Source organism: Amycolatopsis ultiminotia, assembly GCF_039536925.1.
Classification (GTDB): domain Bacteria; phylum Actinomycetota; class Actinomycetes; order Mycobacteriales; family Pseudonocardiaceae; genus Amycolatopsis; species Amycolatopsis ultiminotia.
This window is the reverse complement of sequence record NZ_BAAAZN010000007.1, coordinates 172,525-193,105: the sequence shown is the minus strand read 5'-3', so window position 1 is coordinate 193,105 and position 20,581 is coordinate 172,525. Positions and strand designations below refer to the sequence as shown.

At 68.5% G+C, this 20,581-nt stretch carries 20 protein-coding genes and 1 pseudogene; 13 read left to right on the top strand and 8 right to left on the bottom strand.

Annotated features, from left to right (window positions below; translation table 11 throughout):
* Positions 1-7: 7 nt before the first annotated feature.
* From ABD793_RS18160 to ABD793_RS18130, 7 genes are all read right to left on the bottom strand, one after another.
* Positions 8-448: an MFS transporter gene (locus tag ABD793_RS18160; protein WP_344861372.1), complete on the bottom strand. Its 441-nt coding sequence runs from the start codon at positions 446-448 to the stop codon at positions 8-10.
* Positions 445-855 carry an MFS transporter gene (locus ABD793_RS18155; protein WP_344861370.1) on the bottom strand — a complete coding sequence of 137 codons (411 nt, stop codon included), beginning with the start codon at positions 853-855 and terminating at the stop codon, positions 445-447. The genes ABD793_RS18160 and ABD793_RS18155 overlap by 4 nt, the downstream gene beginning before the upstream one ends.
* Before the next feature lie 417 nt (positions 856-1,272).
* Complete coding sequence (locus ABD793_RS18150; protein ID WP_344861368.1) at positions 1,273-2,451, bottom strand: aminotransferase class V-fold PLP-dependent enzyme; 1,179 nt, start codon at positions 2,449-2,451, stop codon at positions 1,273-1,275.
* The gene (locus tag ABD793_RS18145) at positions 2,448-3,257 is read right to left on the bottom strand and encodes an amino acid ABC transporter ATP-binding protein (RefSeq protein WP_425548716.1); all 810 of its coding nucleotides are present in this window, start codon (positions 3,255-3,257) and stop codon (positions 2,448-2,450) included. The genes ABD793_RS18150 and ABD793_RS18145 overlap by 4 nt, the downstream gene beginning before the upstream one ends.
* Before the next feature lie 2 nt (positions 3,258-3,259).
* The gene (locus ABD793_RS18140; RefSeq protein WP_344861364.1) at positions 3,260-3,904 is read right to left on the bottom strand and encodes an amino acid ABC transporter permease; all 645 of its coding nucleotides are present in this window, start codon (positions 3,902-3,904) and stop codon (positions 3,260-3,262) included.
* A 10-nt stretch (positions 3,905-3,914) separates the two neighbouring features.
* Complete coding sequence (locus ABD793_RS18135; RefSeq protein ID WP_344861362.1) at positions 3,915-4,718, bottom strand: transporter substrate-binding domain-containing protein; 804 nt, start codon at positions 4,716-4,718, stop codon at positions 3,915-3,917.
* Positions 4,719-4,927: 209 nt separating this feature from the next.
* On the bottom strand, positions 4,928-6,796 hold the full coding sequence (locus ABD793_RS18130) for a heavy metal translocating P-type ATPase (protein WP_344861784.1): 1,869 nt from the start codon (positions 6,794-6,796) through the stop codon (positions 4,928-4,930).
* Positions 6,797-6,984: 188 nt separating this feature from the next.
* On the opposite strand from ABD793_RS18130, the gene ABD793_RS18125 reads away from it, so the two are divergent.
* The 13 genes from ABD793_RS18125 (at position 6,985) to ABD793_RS18065 (ending at position 19,351) form a co-directional block, all read left to right on the top strand.
* The gene (locus ABD793_RS18125; RefSeq protein WP_344861360.1) at positions 6,985-7,347 is read left to right on the top strand and encodes an ArsR/SmtB family transcription factor; all 363 of its coding nucleotides are present in this window, start codon (positions 6,985-6,987) and stop codon (positions 7,345-7,347) included.
* Positions 7,348-7,770: 423 nt separating this feature from the next.
* Complete coding sequence (locus ABD793_RS18120; RefSeq protein WP_344861358.1) at positions 7,771-7,992, top strand: hypothetical protein; 222 nt, start codon at positions 7,771-7,773, stop codon at positions 7,990-7,992.
* The gene (locus ABD793_RS18115; RefSeq protein WP_344861357.1) at positions 7,992-8,636 is read left to right on the top strand and encodes a hypothetical protein; all 645 of its coding nucleotides are present in this window, start codon (positions 7,992-7,994) and stop codon (positions 8,634-8,636) included. The genes ABD793_RS18120 and ABD793_RS18115 overlap by 1 nt, the downstream gene beginning before the upstream one ends.
* Positions 8,637-8,902: 266 nt before the next feature.
* Positions 8,903-9,646 carry a hypothetical protein gene (locus ABD793_RS18110; RefSeq protein WP_344861355.1) on the top strand — a complete coding sequence of 248 codons (744 nt, stop codon included), beginning with the start codon at positions 8,903-8,905 and terminating at the stop codon, positions 9,644-9,646.
* 74 nt (positions 9,647-9,720) lie between these two features.
* The gene (locus ABD793_RS18105) at positions 9,721-10,692 is read left to right on the top strand and encodes a conjugal transfer protein (protein WP_344861353.1); all 972 of its coding nucleotides are present in this window, start codon (positions 9,721-9,723) and stop codon (positions 10,690-10,692) included.
* A gap of 2 nt (positions 10,693-10,694) precedes the next feature.
* Positions 10,695-10,937 carry a hypothetical protein gene (locus ABD793_RS18100; protein WP_344861351.1) on the top strand — a complete coding sequence of 81 codons (243 nt, stop codon included), beginning with the start codon at positions 10,695-10,697 and terminating at the stop codon, positions 10,935-10,937.
* An 86-nt stretch (positions 10,938-11,023) separates the two neighbouring features.
* On the top strand, positions 11,024-11,392 hold the full coding sequence (locus ABD793_RS18095) for a hypothetical protein (protein WP_344861349.1): 369 nt from the start codon (positions 11,024-11,026) through the stop codon (positions 11,390-11,392).
* On the top strand, positions 11,392-13,965 hold the full coding sequence (locus ABD793_RS18090) for an ATP-binding protein (RefSeq protein ID WP_344861348.1): 2,574 nt from the start codon (positions 11,392-11,394) through the stop codon (positions 13,963-13,965). Before ABD793_RS18095 ends, ABD793_RS18090 begins: the two co-directional genes overlap by 1 nt.
* 58 nt (positions 13,966-14,023) lie before the next feature.
* The gene (locus tag ABD793_RS18085; protein WP_344861346.1) at positions 14,024-16,024 is read left to right on the top strand and encodes a hypothetical protein; all 2,001 of its coding nucleotides are present in this window, start codon (positions 14,024-14,026) and stop codon (positions 16,022-16,024) included.
* A 10-nt stretch (positions 16,025-16,034) separates the two neighbouring features.
* On the top strand, positions 16,035-17,177 hold the full coding sequence (locus ABD793_RS18080; RefSeq protein ID WP_344861344.1) for a C40 family peptidase: 1,143 nt from the start codon (positions 16,035-16,037) through the stop codon (positions 17,175-17,177).
* Between the two features lie 4 nt (positions 17,178-17,181).
* Positions 17,182-17,724: a hypothetical protein gene (locus ABD793_RS18075; RefSeq protein ID WP_344861342.1), complete on the top strand. Its 543-nt coding sequence runs from the start codon at positions 17,182-17,184 to the stop codon at positions 17,722-17,724.
* Positions 17,725-18,031: 307 nt separating this feature from the next.
* Positions 18,032-18,664 (top strand): hypothetical protein, encoded by a 633-nt coding sequence (locus tag ABD793_RS18070; protein WP_344861341.1) that lies wholly within the window; start codon positions 18,032-18,034, stop codon positions 18,662-18,664.
* A gap of 402 nt (positions 18,665-19,066) precedes the next feature.
* Positions 19,067-19,351 (top strand): hypothetical protein, encoded by a 285-nt coding sequence (locus ABD793_RS18065; protein WP_344861339.1) that lies wholly within the window; start codon positions 19,067-19,069, stop codon positions 19,349-19,351.
* Positions 19,352-20,143: 792 nt separating this feature from the next.
* Here ABD793_RS18065 and ABD793_RS18060 read toward each other — a convergent pair.
* Positions 20,144-20,515: pseudogene (locus tag ABD793_RS18060) on the bottom strand (histone-like nucleoid-structuring protein Lsr2); the annotation flags it as partial.
* Between the last annotated feature and the right edge of the window lie 66 nt (positions 20,516-20,581).

Here is a 20,581-nt window from a genome sequence, read left to right as displayed (position 1 = left end):
CCCCCAGTCAGATCGAACTGCGGCCCGGCGTGCGGGCCCGGGCGAGCACGGCCAGCGCGAAGGCCATGCAGACGGCGACGTAGCCGAAGGCGACCGTGGGCGAAGCGACGGTGCAGAGCAGTCCGAACGCCGAGCCGCGCAGATACTCGGGAGCGAGCGCGGCGACGGCGGCGTGTTCGGCGGTTTCCGCGCAGCCGATCCCGGCCCCAGCGGTCACCACGCCGGCGGCGGCGACCAGCAGCGGGCCGCGGTCGCCGAGCCGGTCGGAGATCTTGCCTGCGGGAAACGACACGACGGTCGCGGCGACGTTGTAGGCGGTGTAGAGCCCGAGCGCGATCTGCGTCGCGGATTGGAGACCATGCGCGGGGGAGAGCAGGTCGATGGCGCGCAGGATGAGCAGGGTCGCGGCGAGGTTGCCGATCTCGAACAGCGCGAACGCGCCGATCAACGGGCCGAGCTGCCGTGCAGGACCGGCCGGAGCCGGAACCGCAGCTTCCGCCGCCCCCGTGCGGCCGGGAGCCGGGTCTGGCGGATGGCGTAGACGATCGCGGCGGCGGCGAACAACCCCGGGACGACGGAGACCAGGATCGCGGTGCGGACGGAGAAAACCGCGACCAGTGCGAGCGCGAGCAGCGGGCCGACGATCGCGCCGAGGTTGTCCATCGTCCGCTCAAACCCGTCCGCCCGCTGTAGGCACCGGAGGGAACGACGTAGGCGAGCCGCCCGCAACAGCCCGGCGGTGACGACGTTCCCGGCGGTCCCGATCAGCGAGGAGAGGACCGCGGTCGCGGTGTAGCCGCCGACCGCGAGGCGCTGACGGCGGGCCGGGTCGTCGGCCAGCGGGCCGCCGAGCAACCGTCCGGCCCGGCGAGTCCGTCGGAAATGCCCTCGATCAACCCCAGCGCCGACGCCGGGGCGCCGAGCGTGCGTCTCGATCCGCCGTCACCGGCTCGGCGCGGCCGATCTGGAGGCGCTGCGCGACCGCGGAATGATCTCCACCGCCCAACTGGCGCTGCTGCGCGCCGCGGTCCGCGCGGAGAAGAACATGGTGGTCAGCGGCCGGCAGAAGGCCGGCGCTGGTCCCGTTCCACCACGCCGAACACCTCGCGGCACAGATCCCGGGCGCGACCCTGCACCGCTGCCGGGGCGAGGGGCACCTCGGGATGTTCGGCCGTCAGGAGGAAGCGCTGACGAGTCTGCTCCCCCAACGGATTCGTTGAGGTAAAAGCCCTTTCCGCGGTACCGAAACCCCTCCTGGTTCTCCGGCCGAGGTCACCTGGCAGCGTGGAGCGCGCGGCAGAAGGCGTCGATCTCGTCGACGGTGTTGTAGTAGTGCAGTGACGCGCGCACGACCTCGGTCAGGCCGCGACGCTCCATGTCCCAGCGAGTCGACGGTGCACGGGACACGCTCACGTTGATCGCGTGTTGCGCCAGCACCGTTTTCACCGCGTCGGCGGCCATTCCATCGACGGTAAAGGAGACGATTCCGCACTGCTCGTGGCCGACGTCGCGCACGCGGACCCCCGGCAGTTCGTCCAGGCGGAGGCGGAGGTCGGCGGCAAGCCGGTAGACGCGAACCCGGATGGCGTCGATACCCCAGCCGAGCGCGTAGTCGACCGCCGCGCCGAAGCCGATTTTCGCGGCGACGTTGAATTCCCAGGATTCGAACCGGCGGGCGTCCTCGCGCACCTCGTAGCGGTCGCGGGCCACCAACGTGGCGGCGTGCAGGTCCAACATTGGCGGTGCCATCTCGGCCAGCCGTTCGCGGCGGACGTAGAGGATCCCGGTACCGCGCGGCCCGCGCAGATATTTGCGCCCGGTCAGCGACAGCAGGTCGCAGCCGATCGCGCCGACGTCGAGCGGGATCTGGCCGGCCGACTGGCACGCGTCGAGCAGGAACAGCACCCCGGCCTCGCGGGCCGCGCGGCCGACCTCGGCCGCCGGGTTGACCAGGCCGCCGTTGGTGGGCACGTGGGTGAGCGACACCAGCCGGACGCGGTCGTCGAGCATCTCGCGCAGCCGCGGCACCGAAATCTGGCCGGACTCGTCGTTGGGCACCACGTCGACCTCGATGCCGTGGCGTTCGACGGCCTGGAGGTAGGCGATGAAGTTGCTCGCATACTCGGCTTCGCTGGTGAGGATGCGGTCGCCGGGCCGGAACGGAATCGCGTAGAACGCCAGGTCCCAGGCTCGGGTGGCGCTGTCGAGGAACGCGATCTCGTCCGGTGCGCAGCCGAGCAGACGCGCCGCCGACGGGTAGACGCCTTCCAGGTCGTCGTTCGCGGCGGCAGCGGCCTCGTACCCGCCGATGCGCGCCTCCAGATTGAGATGCCCGATGACGCTGTCCAGCACCGGACGGGGCATCAAGGCGGCACCGGCGTTGTTGAAGTGGACGACCGTTTCGCAGCCGGGTGTTTCCTTGCGTGCGGTGTCCACATCGAACGGGGTCATACCGCCTCCTCTCCGGCGCGGGGAAGCGGCGCGGCCGCCGTCGCGCCCGGGTGGTCGACGAGGCGCAGGAACGAGCGGGCCCGTTCTTGGGTCGGCCGGGTGAAGAAGTCTTCGGGCGCGGCCTCTTCGACGATCACGCCGCCGTCCATGAACACGATGCGGTCGGCGATCTCGCGGGCGAAGTGGGTTTCGTGCGTGACGATCACCATGGTCATGCCTTCTCCGGCCAGCTCGCGGATGACTTCCAGCACCTCGGCGTGCAGTTCGGGGTCCAGTGCGGAGGTCGGTTCGTCGAAGAGCACGGCCTGCGGTTCCATTGCCAGTGCTCGGGCGATGGCTACTCGCTGCTTCTGGCCGCCCGAGAGGCGGGACGGGTATTCGTCGCGTTTGCCGGACAGCCCGACCCTGGCCAGCAGCCGTTCGCCGAGGGCCGTGGCTTCGGCCCTCGGCAGCTGACGGACTTGGCGCGGCCCCTCGATGACGTTGTCCAGCGCGGTCATGTGCGGGAACAGGTTGAAGTGCTGGAAGACCATGCCGGTCCGGCGGCGGGCTTGCTGCGCGAGCCGCCGGCCGGCGCGGTCGCGGCTCCGGCCGCAGTCGAAGGCGCAGTCGCAGACGCTCAGCTGCCCGGAGTCGGGCTCTTCGAGCAGGTTCATGCAGCGCACCAGGGTGGTCTTGCCTGATCCGGACGGGCCCATGAGGACCACGACCTCGCCAGTCTGGATTGTCAGGTCCACGCCGCGGAGCACCTCGAGGTCGCCGAACCGCTTGTGGATGCCGCGAAGTTCGATCATCGGCTGGGTCATTGTCAGTACGCCCTTCCCATCCGTTTTTCGAGTACGCTCTGCCCGAGCGACAGCAACGTGTTGATCAGCCAGTACGCGAGTCCGGCGAGCAGGAACGCCTCCATGTAACGGAAACTGGCGTTCCCGACGCTTTCCGCGACCCGGGTCAGCTCGACCACGGTCACCACTGAGGCGAGCGAGGTGTCTTTCATCAGCGCGATGAAGCGGCTGCCGACGGCCGGTGTGGCGATCCGGATCGCTTGCGGGAACACGATTCTGCGGAAGGTGCGCCAGTACGGCATGCCGATCGAGGAGGCGGCTTCCCACTGTCCTTTGTCGACACCGAGGATTCCGCCGCGGAAGTTCTCGCTGAGGTAGGCGGCGGAGAACAGCGTCAAGGCCAGGATCGCCGACGGGATCGGCTCCAGCTGGACACCCAGCTGAGGCAGTCCGAAGTAGATCACCATGATCTGAATCAGCAGCGGGGTGCCGCGGAACACCGAGACGTAGCCGATCGCGACGGCCCGCAGCACCCGGATCGACGAGATCCGGGCCAGTGCGATCAGCGCGCCGAGCGCCGAGCCGAGGACGAACGACACCACGCCGAGCAGGACGGTGACGCCGAGCCCTTTGGCCAGCATGGGAAACGCGTTGGCGAACAGGTCCATGACGTCCTCCCTAGTTCGCTGGCGCGGTCTTGAGTTCGGCAGCCATGTCCAGGCCGCCGAGCCATTGCTTCGAGATGCGGGTGAGGGTGCCGTCGGCGATCATCGCGGCGATGGCCTTGTCGGCTTCCTGTTTGAGCGCGGGCGAATCCTTGCGGAAGGACATGCCGTTGACCTCGCTCTCCAGCAGCGGGCCCACCGGCTTCACGGCGAGGCCGTTCTTGCCGGCCAGGTAGCTGCCTTGGAACCGGGAAACCAGCATCGCGTCCGCGTTCCCGCGGGACAGATCGGTCAGGCCGAGTGTCGCGTTCTCGTAGGTCTTCACCCGTACGTCCCGGATCTTGTCCTGTGCGAAGCTTTGCTGCGTCGTGCCTGCCGACACCGCGACCGTTTTGCCGTTGAGGTCGGCCAGCGAGGCGATCTTCGGATTCGACGCCTGAACGAAGACCGAGATCCCGTTCACCTCGTAGGGCCGGGAGAAGTCGACCTGCTGCTTGCGGGCCGCGGTGATGGTCTGTCCGGAGACCACCACGTCATATCGGCCCGCCTTGATCCCTTCGATGAAAGTCTGGAAACTCGCCTGGACGAATTCGACCTTCCCGACGCCCATCCTGCGCGCCAGTTCGTTCGCGATATCGACGTCGTAGCCGATCGGAGTGCCCGACGGGCCGACGAAATTCCACGGTGGATTCGCTTGCGTCAGCGCGACCCGTAAGGTCCCGCTGTCGCGCACCTTCTGCAGCACGTCTCCCGAGGCGGCGTTCGAGCAGCCGAGCAGCGTCCCGGCCGAGACGAGCAGAACCGAGAACAAGACCATCGTTCGAGATAACTGCACCCCGGTCGGATCGGACGGGTTCCGGTCCGGATTAGCCCTGGGTCGTGCTGCTGGCCGCTTCGATGGCCTATGTGTTCGCGCCGTCGGAGGAGCGATGGATGCCCGGGATCGGGGTCAGACGGGGAAACCATGCGGTCCGATTGGTTGGCCGGTTGCGCTGGCGCGTACTGCCGACGTGCCGGCTGAGCCGGTCAGGTCCGGGTCCGGTTCCAGGCGGCGGTCCGCAGGAGCCGGAGGCCGTTGAGGCCGACGATGACGGTGGAGCCTTCGTGTCCGGCGACGCCGAGCGGCAGTGGCAGGGTGCCGATGAGATCCCACAGCACGAGGCCAGTGATGAATATGGCAGCGATGATCAGGTTGGCGGTCACGACGCGCCGCGCGCGGCGGGAGAGGGCGATGACGGCGGGGATGGTGGTGAGGTCGTCGCGGACGACGACGGCATCGGCGGTTTGCAGGGCGAGGTCGGAGCCAGCGCCCCCCATCGCGATCCCGGTGTGGGCGGCGGCCAGCGCGGGCGCGTCGTTGATGCCGTCCCCGACCACGGCGACTCGCCCGCCGCGGGCTTGCAGCTCGCGCACGGCGGTGACCTTGTCCTCGGGCAGCAGCCCGGCACGCACGTCGGCGATTCCGACCTGCGCGGCGAGCTGGGCCGCGGTGACGTGGTTGTCGCCGGTTAGCACCACAGGGGTGCGGCCGGTGAGCCGGGTGATGGCAGCGACCGTGGGGGCGGCTTCAGGGCGAACCTGGTCGGTGATGCCCAGCACGCCGACCGGGCGCTGCTCGCAGAGCACGACGACGGCGGTCATGCCACGGTCCTGCAGGTCCTTCACCGCCGCCTCGGCCGTACTGTCGCTGGAGGTCGGCATTACCGCCGGTGAGCCGACCTCGAGGTAGTGATCCTCGACCAGGGCCGAGACACCTCGGCCGGGCTGGGAGGAGAACTCGTCAACGGTAGGCAGGTCGAGGCCGCGGGTGCGGGCGGCGCGCACGATCGCGGCGGCCAGCGGGTGCTCGCTGGGGTGTTCGGCCGCGGCCGCGAGGCGCAGGAGGTCGTGCTCGGCGAACGGTGCCGCGGGCAGCGGGTGGATAGCGGCGAGTTCGGGTGTGCCGCGGGTCAGGGTGCCGGTCTTGTCGAACGCGACCTGGGTCGTGGTGCCTAGCTGTTCCATGACTACGGCGGATTTCACCAGCACGCCGTGTCGCCCGGCGTTGGCGATCGCCGCGAGCAGCGGCGGCATCGTTGCGAGCACCACCGCGCAGGGCGAGGCGACAATCATGAAGGTCATCGCGCGTAGCAGCGAGTCTTGCAGCGCCGCGCCCCACAGCAGCGGGAGCACGAACACCGCGATCGTGACGATGACCATGCCGACCGAGTAGCGCTGTTCGACCTTCTCGATGAACAGCTGTGCCTTCGCCTTGGTCCGGCTCGCCTCCTCGACCAGCGTGGCGATGCGGGCGACGACCGAGTCCGCGGCGCGGCGGTCCACCCGGACCCGCACGGATCCGGTGCCGTTGAGCGTCCCGGCGAACACCTCGTCGCCGGCGGTCTTGTCCACCGGCAGCGGCTCCCCGGTGATGGTGGCCTGGTCGACCTCGCTCGCACCGGCCACGACGACACCGTCGGCGGCGATCCGCTCGCCGGGACGGACCAGGACCACGTCCCCGACCTCCAGGTCGATGGCCTGCACGGTCTCTTCGGTACCGCCGTCGGTGAGCCTGGTCGCGGTGTCGGGGGCCAGATCCAGCAGCCCGCGCACGGAGTCCTCGGTACGGGCGGTGGCCAGGGCTTCGAGCGCGCCGGAGGTGGCGAAGATGACGATCAGCAGGCCGCCGTCCATCACCTGCCCGATGGCCGCGGCGCCGATCGCGGCGACGACCATCAGCAGATCGACGTCCAAAGTCTTGTTCCGCAACGCTTTCAGACCCGCGAGCCCAGGTTCCCAGCCGCCGGTGACGTAGCAGGCGAGGTAGAGCGGCCACCACAGCCAGCCCGGCCCGCCGAGGAACTGCGCGGCCAGCCCAGCTAGGAACAGCGCCAGTGCCGCAGCGGCCCACCGCATCTCCGGCAGCGCGAACAACCGCGTCCGCCGCACCGGTACCGCAGCCGGGCGAACGGGGTTCGGGCGGGTCGGTGTGGCGGTGGACGAAGTCACAGGGCACCTCCAGGAAGAACAGCAGACTCTTCCGACCATAGCAGCACACATGAAGATGTCTTCATAGATACTGGGATGGGTTAGACTCCACGGCCATGGGACATGGTGTGGAGGGTCGCGATCGCCCGGCGGGCCGACTGGACGCCGACGCCGCTGCCCATGTGGCGACCACGCTGCAGGCCTTGGCCACGCCGAGCCGGCTGCTGATCCTCACCGAGCTGCGCCAAGGCCCCCGCCCGGTGACCGAGTTGGCGGACGCAGTCGGTATGGAACAGTCGGCGGTGTCCCACCAGTTACGTCTGCTGCGCAACCTCGGCCTGGTCACCGGGACCCGGGCCGGGCGCAGCATCGTCTACAACCTCTATGACGACCATGTCGCCCAACTGCTCGACGAAGCTGTCTACCACACCGAACATCTTCGACTCGGTCTTACCGATCGCTCCGATGCCGTCGGCTGAGCAGCCGACGGCGCCGGGACCGGCTGCGGGTGGGGCATCTGGACGCGATGTTCGAGGCGATCGTGGAGCGCAACGAGCTGATCGCCTAGTACCGCACCAGCGGCGACCCGCGCAAGATCGCTACGGTGAAGTGGCAGCGCCCGGTCGGGCCGTCGTCGCTGCACCGGATCAGGGAGTCGTTGCGGGCGATCCTGAGTCCTGCGGTGAACGAGGGGCTGTTCCCTCTTCGGGTTCGGGAACAAGACCCTGGCGTTGAAGCTGCAGGTGCCAATGTTCGTGGCGTCGCTGGTGGTGCCAGCTGTCGACTTGACGGTGCTGGGACACGTTGACCGGACTAGCGAGCTGGTGGTCAGCGTGTCGTAGTTGATCGTCTCCGCTTGCCAGATAGACCTCGCGCAGTTCCTAACGAGAGGTCTGCGTGCGATGTCTGACGATCTTGATCGTGTGATCGAGGTGATCGATCCGCCGAGGTGGGGACGCGTGATCCGGGCGAGCGGTATCGAGCCGTTCTGTCTGGTTGACGACGCGGGGCGGCCGGTCGAGCCGGCCCGGCGGTTCTTGCGTGATCCGGTGGCTCAGGGCAGCTCGGCCGCGACGGTCCGCAGTTACGCGTATGCGCTGCTGCGGTGGTGGCGGTTCTATTAGTGGTGGAGGTCGAGTGGGTGCGGGCGAGTCCGGCGGAGGCGCGGGATTTTGTGTTGTGGCTGCAGCACGCGGTCAAGTTGCGCCGGTCACCGCGGACGACTTCGGTGTCAACGGCGGGCACGGTGAACCCGATTACCCGGAAGCGCTACCAGGACGACACGTACATGGTGGCGACGATCCGGCATTCGAACGCGGTCATCCGGTCCTTCTACGCTTTCTGGATCGAGTGTGGCGAGGGGCCGCTGATCAATCCGGTGGTCCTGGCCAGGTCACGCGGACGTCATCCGAACGCGCATCACAATCCACTGGAACCGTTCGCGCCGGAAGGCAGGCTGCGCTACAACCCTTCGCTGCCGAAGCGTCGGCCCCGGGCGATGCCGGACGGACTATGGGACGACCTGTTCGCGGTGATGCGGTCGAACCGGGACCGGGTGATCCTCGCCTTGGCGGCCGGCCCCGCTGCCCGAGCCGGTGAGCTGCTGGGCATGCATGGCACCGATCTGGACTGGGGCGACCAGCTGTCCAGGTCCGACTGTGCCTCGCACGCGGCGGATGAAGGTCGAACAATAGCGGCCCTGACGCGTTTCGGCCTAGCGGCATCGGAACGCCCCTGGCGGGATTCGAATGGAGGAGTTCCCGGTTAGCGTCGCGGTCGTGTGTCGTCGCAACGGGTGAATTAGCGCTTGCCCTCGGCGAGGGGCAAGGATCAGATCCAGCAAGGGAGACGCAGGTCGCTCTGAAGGTCGTGGCGAAGCGGGTCATGACTTGAGGAGGGTCTGTGATGAGTTCACCGCATGCTGACGAAGTCCGGGACAGCCCGTCGACGGTGTTGCAGGGTCGTCTTCGGCACCCGCGCGCGGTCAAGAGGTTCGACCAGGCGTTATCGGGCTGGTCTCGCACGGATCCGGCGTTGGCCGAGACTCCGAGCCGGGAGGATCTCGCGCGGGTGCTCGCGACGCGAGAGTACGAGACTCACGACCGGGTCCTGCACGCGTTGCTCGAACGTGCCGCGGTGTCGGGGCGAGACGGTGCGACAGCGGCGGAGATCGTGCTCTCGGCGATGCTGCCAGCGGTCCCGGGCGTGACTGGCAGGGTGATCCGCGTGGTGCGGGCCTCGACCGGCGCGAGGGGTGTTCGAAGGGGCGTTACCGGTGGGGGAGCCTCGGCGGGCGAGGAGAACATCGACGTGCAGGCGACGGTGATCGGGCATTTGTGGGAGCAGATCCGGTGTTTTCCGTTGCGTCGTCGTCATCACGTGGCGGCGAATCTGGTGCGGGAGACGCAGCGGGCGGCGTTGCGCTCGTTCGGGGTGGACCACGTTCAGGCTGCGGTCGACGTAGTGAGTGTGGACGATGACGCGTTCCGCGGCGCGTTGGCGCAGCCGGAGCGCGAGATCGCCGCGTCGGAAGAGTTGCTGTCGGTGCTGTCGTGGGCCGTGGCGCGCGGGGTGCTCGACGAGCGGGGCCAGGCAGTGCTGACGCGTCGGTTCTTCGGTGACCGGGCGGGCCGGGACGGAGTGGCCACGGATCGTCAGGTCGGCGAGGAACTGGGGGTGAGCCAGCCGACGGTGACCCGGTGGCGCAACCGGGCGATCGCCACACTCGCGGACGCCGCAGAACAGTACCCGGGCGGAGGGCTGCCGTGGGCGAGTTGAACACGGCCGCATCAAACCGGGTTACAGCGGGCGTGTCTGTGCGGTCAGCGTCCGTAGGCAGGCAGGAGAGTGCCATGGCGTGCGGCGCGAGGTCCGTCGTTCCGACTGCGGGGACGCCTGGTCAGCGACGGAACCGTGCGCTGGCACGGATGTTGCCGGACGCTGCGGTCGAGCCCACAAGGCGCGCGATAACCGGCAGGGCAGGGCGGGCTGTGGCATGGCTCGTTGTCCTGGCCAGCCCGTTGGCGACCGTCGGAGGACTCGTCGCGTTGCGTCCCGGGGCAGCTCCGAACCCGGGGGCACCGGCGGCCGAGGGAATCCAGCGGGGTCCGGAGGGGTGGGCGGAGATGTATGTGCGTTCGTGGTTATCGGCGAGCCGCGATGACACTGCAGGCGTGGCGGCTTTCTACCCGGACGGGATGCGGTCCGAGCGGGAAGTAGGGTCGCAGATCCCGGTGGCCACCGCTGCGGTCTCGGCGGTCTCGCCCGAGCCGGGGGTGTGGATGGTGATAGTCGCGGCGAACCTGCTCACCCTGCAGCCGGACAGCACTCGCCCCGCCAAAATCACCTGCGAGCAAGTCAGCTTCGTCGGGGACGGCACCTCGTACGCGGCGACGTCGCTGCCGACCCCGGTGGCTTGCCCCGCGACTGCGGCGCAGCCCCTGCTCGCTTACGGCCAGTCCGCTGATCCGGCGGGTCCGATCGGGCAATCGGCCATCGGGTTCCTGACCGCGTATCTAGCAGGGCAGGGGCAACTCGACCGGTATGTCAGTCCCGGGGCGAGCGTTGCGCCGGTGTCGCCGACGCCGTTCGCGTCGGTCCGGCTGCAGGACCTGCGGACCCACGAGACGTTCGAGCCGGGCCAGGCCGCGCGACCGCTGGACGGCACGCTCGTCCATGTGCTGGCGCGGGCGAGGTGTTTCGACGCGACGGGGCAGAGCACGCTCGCGGACTATCCGCTCACCCTGTCCGCGCGGTCGGGCCGATGGGAACTGACGCGCATCGACCCGGTCCCGTTGCGGGAACAGAGCGCAGGAAGGCGTTAACGATGGGCATGCTGCTGGCAGCGGACGTGAAGTCGTGGCTCGATGCGAATCTCGCGTGGGGGAGCGAGGCGGTCCGGCGGTTGATCCTGCTGGTCGCGGTGGTGGGCGGTATCGGGCTGTTGGTCGGCACTCGCGGGAATTTCACGAGGGCGATCAAGTACGGGGTGATCGCGGCGGTGTTTCTCGGGATTCTGCTGAATCTTGATGCGGTGTCGGGGATGTTCGGTTCCTGGTTCACCCGCTAGCCGTGCCCGCGGCGAAGCCTCGCGGCGAGATACTGGTCGGCCGGTCGTATACGCGGTCGCGGCGGTATCCGCGGATGTTCGGCCGGATGCCGGGCCGGGACGGCGGGTATCTGCTGGGCGGTCCGTACACGCTGACCCAGGGCGTGGCGTTCCTGCTGTTGTTGGTTGTGGTGTGGAAGCTGCCGCTGCTGGACTGGCTCGGCGCGGCCCGCTGGTGTGTGCCGTTGTCGGCGGTGTTCTTGCGCCGGGCACGGATCGAGTCGCGCACCCCGCTCGGCTGGTTGTGCGGATTTCTCGCGCACGTGCTGGCTCCGCCGTCGGGGATGCTCGGGCGCCGCCCGTACCGGCCTGCCCGTCCTGTGCGGACACAGCACCGGATCCACCTCCACTTCGGCGCGACGCGGGAAAGGCCGCAGACCGGGGCGGAGAAGGCGTGCGCCCCGAAGGAGCGGTGATGGAGCAGATCCTCGACCTGAGCGGGAACCTGGTGTTCTGCGCGGACGGCTCGACCTGGGCTGTGTGGCGGGTGCTGCCGAGGGAGAGCGCGCGTTCGAGCGGGCGGCAGCTGCGCACCCTGTACGAGCGCACGGTGACATTCATGAAGTCCCTGCGCGGCGAAGCGCTGATCGTGTCGCTATGCGAACAAGCCGAACCGCACGCGATCGTCCGCCGCTGCCTGGCAGGGGTTGACGTCGAGGCCAACCCGCATTGGGCCGAAACCGTGCACAACGCCTGGGACCAGATCGACGCACTCGACCTGCTCGGCCGGACCTACTGGATCGCGCTCCCGCTGACCGGCCACGGCTGGCGGGACACCACAAGCGGCCTGCTTCGCGCGACGGGTGCCGCGCTGGCGGCCAGTCTCGGTCTACCCACGAGACCAGCGACAACCACAGCCCAAACGCAGGCCAAGGAACGGGCCCGAGTTGCGGGCCAGGAACTCGGCGGAGCATTGCCGCTGCGGGCGGCGACGGAAGCCGAATTGCTGTGGTGGCTGTGCCGCGCCCCGGTCCGCGGCGTGGGCGAGCCACAGCTCGAGACCAGCGAGATCGTCCACAACACACGAGCCTCGGTCTCGAACCAACGGAGAACTGCTCTCGCGACGTTCCCGGCGAGCGTGCTCGACGAAGGCGGCCGCACCGACCACAACGGCCGCGGACTGCTGTCTCCGCTGGCGACGTTGAACCGCCGATTCCTCAAATGCCTGACCCCGTCCGACGACGGCCTCCTCGCGAGCTACCAGGCCTACCTTGTCCTCGCGGAAATGCCGCGTGCATTCACCTTCCCCGGCCACGAAATCCTCGCCCGCCTGGCCGACCTCGGGTTCGGCATCGACTACGCGCTGCGGATCACCGCGAAAACCAACGAGGAAGCCCGCGGGGCCAACCGCCGCCGCACCCGCGACCTGATGGGGCAGGACGAAGAGCATGCCGCCGACAGCGCCGGTGTGCCTGCTGACGTGCATTCCGCGCAGGAGGAGATCCAGCACAAGAACGCCCGCCTCGGAGCCAGCTCGACCGAGGTCGACCTCGACGTCGGCGTCATCGCCTGCGTGTGGGGCCAGACCGCGGACGAGTGCGACGCCGCAGCGAAGTCCCTGCGGCAAGCGTTCCTCGGCGGCGAATACCGGTGGGAACGCCCGCTCGGCGGGCAACGCCAGCTCTACCAGGCGATGCTGCCCGGCTACCGCACCCCGACGGTCGTGCGCGAATGCAGCCAGAACCTCCTCGCCACCGACGCCGCAATGCTCCTGCCCTTCTCCGCCACCGACTTCGGCGACCCGACCGGTGCACTGCTCGGGCTTGCTCTCGACGGCGGGGCACTTGCCCCGTTCCTGCTCGACCCGACCTACGGGCCGACGCACGACTCGTCCGGCGGGATCGCCGTCGTTGGTGAACTGGGTGCCGGGAAGTCGGTCGTGCTCAAGAACGTCGCCGCCATCGTCCGGCTGATGCTCGACGGCCGCGTCATCGCCATCGACCGCACCCGTAGCCGCGAATGGGTCCCGGTCGCCGACGCCCTGCCCGGCAACAGCCAGGTCGTCGACATCGTCGACCCCGTCCTCGACGGCGAACGCGCCAGCAGCGCCGAGCTGCGCTACTCCTGCGACCCGCTGCGCGTGTTCCGCGGCAAGACCAGCACCGGCATCGCCGAGATCTTCTTCGCCGCCTGGCTCGACCTCGAATCCGCCTCACCCGAACGAGACGCCCTCGGCCGCGGTCTCGACACCGTCACCGCCGCGGCCGACGCGTCCAGCAACAAGCTCATCGAAACCCTGACCGCGCAGGGCAAACGCGACACCGCCGCGCAGGCGCTGGCATCGCGTTTGGACCGGCTCCGGCGCGATCCGATCACCCGGCCGATCTTCGACCCCGATCTCCCTCCGGTCGACGTGCACACGGCGGACTTCGTCGTGTTCTGCACCCACGAAGTCCCGCTGCCGACCACGCTCGAGATGAGCAGCGAACGGATGGCCGCGCGGATCCCGCCGCGGAAACTGTTCGGACGCGCCTTCCACCTGCTCGTCGCCGCCATCGCCAAGGAAGTCTGTTTCGGCACCACCCGGTGGGGCGAGTTCATCTGCGACGAGGCCTACAACGTCACCGGCACCCCCGAAGGCCAGCAGATCGCCCTGGACTTCGTCCGCGACGGCCGCAAACACGGCGCCGACGCGGCATTCGGGTCGCACGCGCCGCAGGACCTCGGCGACGACGTCCTTCGCGGCCTGATCGCTGTCCGGCTCGTCGGCCGCCATCGCGACGACAGCCTTGCTCGGCACAGCCTCGCCTGGCTCGGCGTCGACCCCGCCGACTCGCGCCACCACGACGCCGTGACCAAAGACCTCTCGCCGCTCAACCCAGTCGGCGGCGAGGCGGAGCGGAAAGCCCGCGCCGGGGAGTTCCTCGTGCGGGACCACTTCGGAAGGACCGGGAAGATCAAGGTGCTCGCTCAGCCGTACCGGTCGTTCCCGAAGGCGGTCCTCACCACGCCCACTGTCACGCGCAGCGGGAAAACGCCGCGTTCCTGAATCGGAGACGTCTGGGCACGTGCGTGTCCAGGACGTGTCCCGTCCCAACGTTTTGGCCGTGTGCGCGGCTGTTCTCCTGGTGCTGCTGGCTGCGGCGCTGGCGGGTGCACCACGCGCGGTTGCCCAGCCTGCACCGCCGAAGCCGCACTCCTGCGAGCCCTACCCCTACTGCGTCACCAACCCGGACGTGGTCGTGCCGCCTCCGGCGGACAAGCCCGTGCCGCCGACCGCGCTGCCACCGCTTCCTCTCGTCGATCAGCAGGGACACGCAGGACACGGCAACGGGCTGTTCAGCATCGACGACGGCTACGGGCGCGATCTGCACAACTACGACCTTTTCGCGAATCTCCCGTCGTTGTTGAGCGATCCGATGCCGACGATCTGGCTGTGGCTGGGGAACATGGGTTTCGCTGTCGGCAAGTACGCGGTGGGTTTCTCGGTGTGGTTCACTGAATGGTCGATGTCCGCGGGCGTCGTGGACTGGGTGAAAGCCCCGGCCGAAAGCCTGGAGCAGGTCTGGCAGACCTCGGTCATCGGCGACCTGCACCTGCGCCAGATCGCCCTGCTGATCGCGGTCTGCTATCTCGGTTTCCTGTTCGCGCGCGGGCTCACGACGCGGGCATGGCGCGAGATGCTTTCGACGATCGTGATCAACGCGCTCGCGGTCTCGGTCGTCACGCATCCGATCGGGTTCCTGCTGGGCGACGACGGAGTGCTGAGCCTCAGCCGCGCTCTCGGCGCCGACGTCAGCGCAGTGGTGCTGGGCCAGCGGCCGGGCGGCACCGGGAACCCCGCCGCTCCGATCGGACAGGCGTTGATCGACAACCTCCTGGTGGCGCCGTGGGAGCTGCTGAACTACGGATCTCCGATCACGGGCGACCGCAAGGCGGACGGTGCGTGCCGGTATTCGGTGAAGAAGGTGCTGGACGACGGTCCGTGGTCGGGCAAGGACGACAGCACCAAGGCCCGCGAGCTGGACGGCTGCCCGGACCGGTACGGCAAGTACAACGAGGTCGCCGACGCCGATCGCGCGTTCGGCGCGTGGGGCTACGCGATCGCGATGGTGCTGTTCGCGATCCTCACCGTCTGCCTGAACGCGATCCAGGTGCTGGCCCCGTATCTGCTGTTGTTCGAGGGGCTGCTGCTGGCGCTGGCGCTGGTGGTCGCGGTGGTCCCGGCGTGGCAGCACCAGCTTGCCTACCGGGTCAGCTCGATCGCGGCGACGGTCGCGAAAGTGCTGACGGGCATGCTGTTCGTGGCCGTGATGACGGTGATCGTGCGGTCGTTGATGACCGCCGACCTCGGACCGCCTCTGGTGCGGTTCGCGGTGATCGACCTGGTCGTGTTCTCCGGTTTCCTGTTCCGCAAACGGCTCGCCGCCAACGTCGCGCGCGTGCGGTCGCGCGTCAGCGCCGGAATGCAGCGGCTCGGACAACCGCGCACCGCACCGAAATCCCTTCCTGAACCCCTTGTGGAACCCGGACCGCACCGGTTCTCGCGGACGGTGAAAGCGGGGACGGACGCGTTCGCCGAGTCTCTCGCCCCGGTCGGAGAATTGAAGAACCGGCTTGTGACAGCAGGAAAAGCAGGTGGCAAAGCCGGAAGCACGGCGCTGTCCTACACGATCGGCGCACCGGTGTCGTGGCCGCGCGCCGCGAAGCGAGCCAGCACCGCGCTGACCGCGAAGAGCAGCGCCGCGAAAGCCGCGCTGGCACAGCGAGTCGCGGCCGCAAGGTCTTATGGAGCCCGATACGCGAGCGGGCTCGGCACGATGTCCAGCGCGACACCGACGTGGCACGCCGTCACGACCGCCGCCGCAGCACTGCAGGCCCGCGGCACGGCAGGGGAGAAGACGCACTTGTCCAACGACGTCGCCGCACACGTCCCCGCGCGCATCGCCGCCACGCCGCGTTTCACCGGCACGGACCACGCTCCACCGGCCGGACCGCGCGCTGGCGCAGCACCGGAGGCGACGCCGTTGCCGCCCGGCATGCTCGCGCCGCCCGCTTCGTGGAGCCAACGCCTGCGCGACCGGCTGAACCAGAACAAGGGGGCATGAGATGAATCCGTTGCTGGCACTGCGCTTGGCTGGATATGCCCGCGACGCGTATCGGCAGCATCCGTGGCGTTGGCGTGTCATTGCCGCGCTGCCTCTGGCCGGACCGCTGCTCGCGGGAATCCTGGTCACCGGCGTCCTGATCGCGATCGCCGACGACTCCGGCGGATCCGCCGACACGCCCGCGCAGGTGCCCGGCATCCCGGCGGTCATGCTCACCGCCTACACCCGTGCCGCACAACGGATCGCGCAGCTCCGCCCCGACTGCCGCGGGATGCGCTGGCCCGTCCTGGCCGGCATCGCCCAAGAAGAATCACATCACGCCGCGGGCCACGCCATTGCGCCGAACGGTGACATCGCCCCGCCGATCCTCGGTCCTCTGCTTGACGGCAGCGGCACCGGCGGCAACCGCAGCCCGGTCCGCAATCTCCACGGCACGTTCGCCCGCGCCGAAGGACCGTTCCAGTTCCTCTCCACCACCTGGAGCACGGTCGCCCAGGACGGCAACGACGACGGAAACCGCGACCCGCAGAACGCCTTCGACGCGGCGCTCACCGCCGCTGTCTACCTCTGCGGCCGCGGTCCCCGCGACCTCGGCAAGGACCCTGACCTGCGCGACGCGATCTACTCCTACAACGCCAGCCAGGTCTATGTCGACCGTGTCCTGGCAGACATCCGCAACTATGATGCGCTGCAACGCAAACCCGTGGCGAACGCCCCGGCAGGCGGGCGGGCGAAGCAGGTCATCGACGCGGCGACGTCCCAGATCGGCGTTCCGTATGCGTGGGGCGGCGGGACCGCGACCGGCCCGAGCCGCGGCATCCGCGACGGCGGCGAAGCCGATCGGCACGGCGACTACAACAAGATCGGCTTCGACTGCAGCGGCCTCACCCTCTACGCCTATGCCCGCGTGGGAGTCGTCCTGCCGCACCAGAGCGGAGCCCAGTTCGCTCTCGGCACCCGACTGTCCAAAGCCGATGGCCTCACCGCGTTGCGGCCGGGCGACCTCGTGTTCTACAGCCCCGGCGTCATCCACCACGTCGGGATCTATCTCGGGGACGGTCAGATGATCAACGCGTTCGCCTCGGGAACCGTCGTCCGCAAGGACCCCGTCGACCTGCACGAGTACGCCGGCGGCGCGCGCCTGCTTCCGTAGCGGCATGCCGAAAAGCGGCGCGGTCCTGCTCGGTCTCGGCGGCATCGTCGCGATCGGCAGTCTCACCGTGGTGATCCTCGGCTTCGGATCCTCCACATCCGCGATCTCGCCGACACCGCGATTAGCGCCATCGCCGATGGCGTCGCGCGACTCCTCGCCGCCGGAGCAGATCCGCGGTCTGCCTGCCGGCCGCGAGAACGACAACGACCTCGACCGTGCCTTGCGTGCCGTAGAGCCGACCGATCTGGACCCGCAAGTCGAGCGACCGCTCCTCGCGCTCGCCGAGGCCGCGCTGCGCGCGGACCTGACCGGTGTCGGCCGTGAACGTTTCCCCCGCTACCTTCCCGGCCAGCCGCCGAACCAGGTGTACCGGGACATGCGCATTCAAGCCAGCGTCGCGCACCGCATCGACGGCGCCACCGTCGATGCGCACCTGCTCTGGACAGCCACTAATCCGAACGGGGAGCGTGTCGAGCGCCGGACCGCGATCATCCGGCTGAAGTACGTAGGCCATTCCTGGGCACCGCAGCCGTCACCGCACCGATGACCGCCACGCTGACCGGAGCACTGCATGGACGGCGTCGGGCAGCATCAGTACGGCTTTTGGTCTCCGTTTCTATCGGTGCGGCGGGCGAGACCTCGTAGGCGGCTTGCGGCTGCGTGGTGGTGTGGCGAACCTGATCTGGGCGTCTCGTCGGTCGATGACGAAACGGTCTCGGCGTTGAGATTTGAGGCTTGATGCCGTAACAATCGTTCGGATCAAGGCGACGTGTGTGGTGCGATCGGGAAATTGCCGTGCGGTGTCGAGGTTTCCATGACTTCCGAACCAGTGCCATCGGCGAGATCGCGTTTCCATGGCGATCGATCAGGAGTCCTCTATGCGCCCGCGTGTGCTGTTGTTCTGTGCCGTTGCGACCGTAGCGGCGTTTTCGGCTGGCTGTTCCGGGAATGGCGATGCTGTTGCGGCGGGTTCCCCGACGACCGTCACTGCGACGGTCACTGCGGAGGCGTCGACCACGGCACCGCCTACGTCGGAGACGGTGCAGGCCGCCGGGCCGACGGGACCGCGAGGTAACCCGGTCAAGAAGGTGGGCGAGGCCGTGCGTTACTCGCGGACGTCGGCTGCGTCGGCGACGGATCCGTCGTTCACGGTTGTCAAGATCGCGAAGCAGCGGTCGAAGTACGGCTCGGAACAGGTTATGGCCGTGATGTTTCATGTAGAGACGGGTGCCGACTCCGAATTGAACAGCGAGTTGAGCCTGGCGTTGAGTCCAGTCGTTTACGTGACAGATCCAGACAGTGGGGAGAGCAAGTCACCGCACGGAGCGATGCAGTTGGGGGAGATGCCGGGCACGTTCGGCTGGGACAAGAAGTACGATTTCGGGTTCGAGTACAAGCTGGCGGACGTCTATGACCACGGATGGCTTACGGTCAACAGCAACGGCGGTCCGGGGGCGGGGGTCGACATCCAGTACGACCTCCGTTGAGGTCGGCCGAAGAACGAGAGGAACTGTCGCCGGTCGGTGAGCCGCCCGTTGTCGCGATCCGCATGCCGATGCGCTGTCAAGGGCGTGTGGCCTTGTCCAGGAACCTGGGGTCCTTGCCGATGCCTGCCTTGCGTTGGTCTGAATGGAGGAGTTCGGCGCTCCGGTTCACGCCAGTGACGGCTACAGAATGTGTTCGGGGTGCTTGACGATGGTGATCATTGGGTGGAGGGAGCTTTTCGGGCAGCGGCGTAGCGACGTTGGACGAGAACCGGGCCAAGTCGCGGTTCGGGGTGGCCTATGTCCGAGCCGTGTGCAGCCAGGCCGGGGTCGGCTTCGACGAGACCAGCCCGGACGAAGACGTCCTCGCGGTGGACGGACACGTCGAGTTCGGCGGTCGCGCCGGTGAGGGGCCAGGTCAAGTGCACCGGCCAGTTTCGGATCAAGGGCGGTGCGACGGCGACCTGGCAGGTCGAAGAGGCTTGGCGCCGGCGCTGGGAGCGCAGCGGGCTGCCCGTATATTTCGTACTCGTCTTTGTCGATCCGGACGACCCGGTGTCTTGGCTGCACCACGACGCCACCGCGACCCTGCATCGTGCAGCTGCCTTCTGGGTGCGGGTCGACACGCTGCCGGGTACTGGTTGCGTTGCCTTTGATGCGGAGCACCGCAAGTCGGATACGGCAGCGTAACTCTCTTGACTGACTTGCCTCTGTCGTAGGCCGGTTTCGATCGAGTACCGGCCGTGCTGCATGAGCTGCGATTCCGTGCGGCGTGTCTGCTGCGGAGTGCGCGAGTAAGAGGAGGCTGCTGTGTTGATCTTTGCCGTCGGGCACTACCTTGGCTCGGCCGTTGGCAGTTCGGTCGGGCTATTCGCCACATCAGATAAAGCCGCTGGTCAGCTGTGGCGCGAGGGGCTTGCTCGTAAAGCCGACATGTTCTCCCGTACGCATGGCCGTCAGGCCGTGCAAGAGAACGGTGCGCCGCAGGCGCTCGATACGGACCACCTGCTCACGAGTGCCGCGCTGTGGTGGGTGACCACGGCGGTGGTCGCGATCCTGATCGCGGTCTTTGTCCTCCACCGACACATCCGTTCCCGCCACCTCCGCTCTCGTGTCCGCTACGACCTGCTGCCGACAGCCGCCTTCGATCCGTCGCTGCCGGCTGTTCTGGCGTTCGCCCATCAGCTGGGCCGGGCGCGTCCGGTGCACGGCTGGGTGCCTCGTTCGGTCGTCGGCGTCCGGGTCCGGTTCGGCACCGACCCGGATTTCGGGAAAATGGTCATGAGCATCGAAGGGCGGGAGTCGATCGCCGGGGTGCTGAACAAGCTCAGCTATCCGCAGGTGGAAATCCGCCGCGCGGTGCCGCCCGGCGACGGAGAAACCGCCCTCGCCGGCGGAGGAGAGGCCACCCCGGGCGACGGGCCGGAGAAATGACCTCGACGGCCGCCGCCCGGGATCGCTGGCGGGGTTATTTCGCGGCGGCTTTTTCGCGGTGCGCTTGCGGGCGGGTTTCGCGTCCTGCTTCAGGCTTTCCTCGTAGGCCGCGACGACGTTGGCCGGGATGCGGCCGCGTTCGGAGACGGCCCAGCCGTTGTCGACGGCCCACGCCCGGATGGCTTTGGACCGCTCGCGGTCCTCGGCGGTCGGCGCGGCTGCGGAGGACCCGGTGGTCTTGCGGCCGCCGGTCCGGCGGGCGGAGGCGATGAACGCGGCGAGCTGGTCGCGCAGGGCCGCGGCGTTGCCGTCGGAGAGGTCGATTTCGTACTGGGCGCCGTCGAGTCCGAAGGGGACAGTCTGGCTGGCTTGGGTGCCGTCGAGGTCGTCGATCATCTCGACGAGGACTTTCTGCGCCATTGCGGTGATTTCTCCTGGGAATGGGGAAGTAATTGCTGCTGACTGTAACAGCGGTCCGCTGTGGCC

What these genes read in the sequence shown, in the direction of transcription:
- ABD793_RS18150 (WP_344861368.1), bottom strand. Translation starts at nt 2,451, where the DNA reads ATGACCCCGTTCGATGTGGACACCGCACGCAAGGAAACACCCGGCTGC.
- ABD793_RS18145 (WP_425548716.1), bottom strand. Translation starts at nt 3,257, where the DNA reads ATGACCCAGCCGATGATCGAACTTCGCGGCATCCACAAGCGGTTCGGC.
- ABD793_RS18140 (WP_344861364.1), bottom strand. Translation starts at nt 3,904, where the DNA reads ATGGACCTGTTCGCCAACGCGTTTCCCATGCTGGCCAAAGGGCTCGGC.
- ABD793_RS18135 (WP_344861362.1), bottom strand. Translation starts at nt 4,718, where the DNA reads ATGGTCTTGTTCTCGGTTCTGCTCGTCTCGGCCGGGACGCTGCTCGGC.
- ABD793_RS18130 (WP_344861784.1), bottom strand. Translation starts at nt 6,796, where the DNA reads ATGCGGTGGGCCGCTGCGGCACTGGCGCTGTTCCTAGCTGGGCTGGCC.
- ABD793_RS18125 (WP_344861360.1), top strand. Translation starts at nt 6,985, where the DNA reads ATGGGACATGGTGTGGAGGGTCGCGATCGCCCGGCGGGCCGACTGGAC.
- ABD793_RS18120 (WP_344861358.1), top strand. Translation starts at nt 7,771, where the DNA reads ATGTCTGACGATCTTGATCGTGTGATCGAGGTGATCGATCCGCCGAGG.
- ABD793_RS18105 (WP_344861353.1), top strand. Translation starts at nt 9,721, where the DNA reads ATGGCGTGCGGCGCGAGGTCCGTCGTTCCGACTGCGGGGACGCCTGGT.
- ABD793_RS18100 (WP_344861351.1), top strand. Translation starts at nt 10,695, where the DNA reads ATGGGCATGCTGCTGGCAGCGGACGTGAAGTCGTGGCTCGATGCGAAT.
- ABD793_RS18095 (WP_344861349.1), top strand. Translation starts at nt 11,024, where the DNA reads ATGCCGGGCCGGGACGGCGGGTATCTGCTGGGCGGTCCGTACACGCTG.
- ABD793_RS18090 (WP_344861348.1), top strand. Translation starts at nt 11,392, where the DNA reads ATGGAGCAGATCCTCGACCTGAGCGGGAACCTGGTGTTCTGCGCGGAC.
- ABD793_RS18075 (WP_344861342.1), top strand. Translation starts at nt 17,182, where the DNA reads ATGCCGAAAAGCGGCGCGGTCCTGCTCGGTCTCGGCGGCATCGTCGCG.
- ABD793_RS18070 (WP_344861341.1), top strand. Translation starts at nt 18,032, where the DNA reads ATGGCGATCGATCAGGAGTCCTCTATGCGCCCGCGTGTGCTGTTGTTC.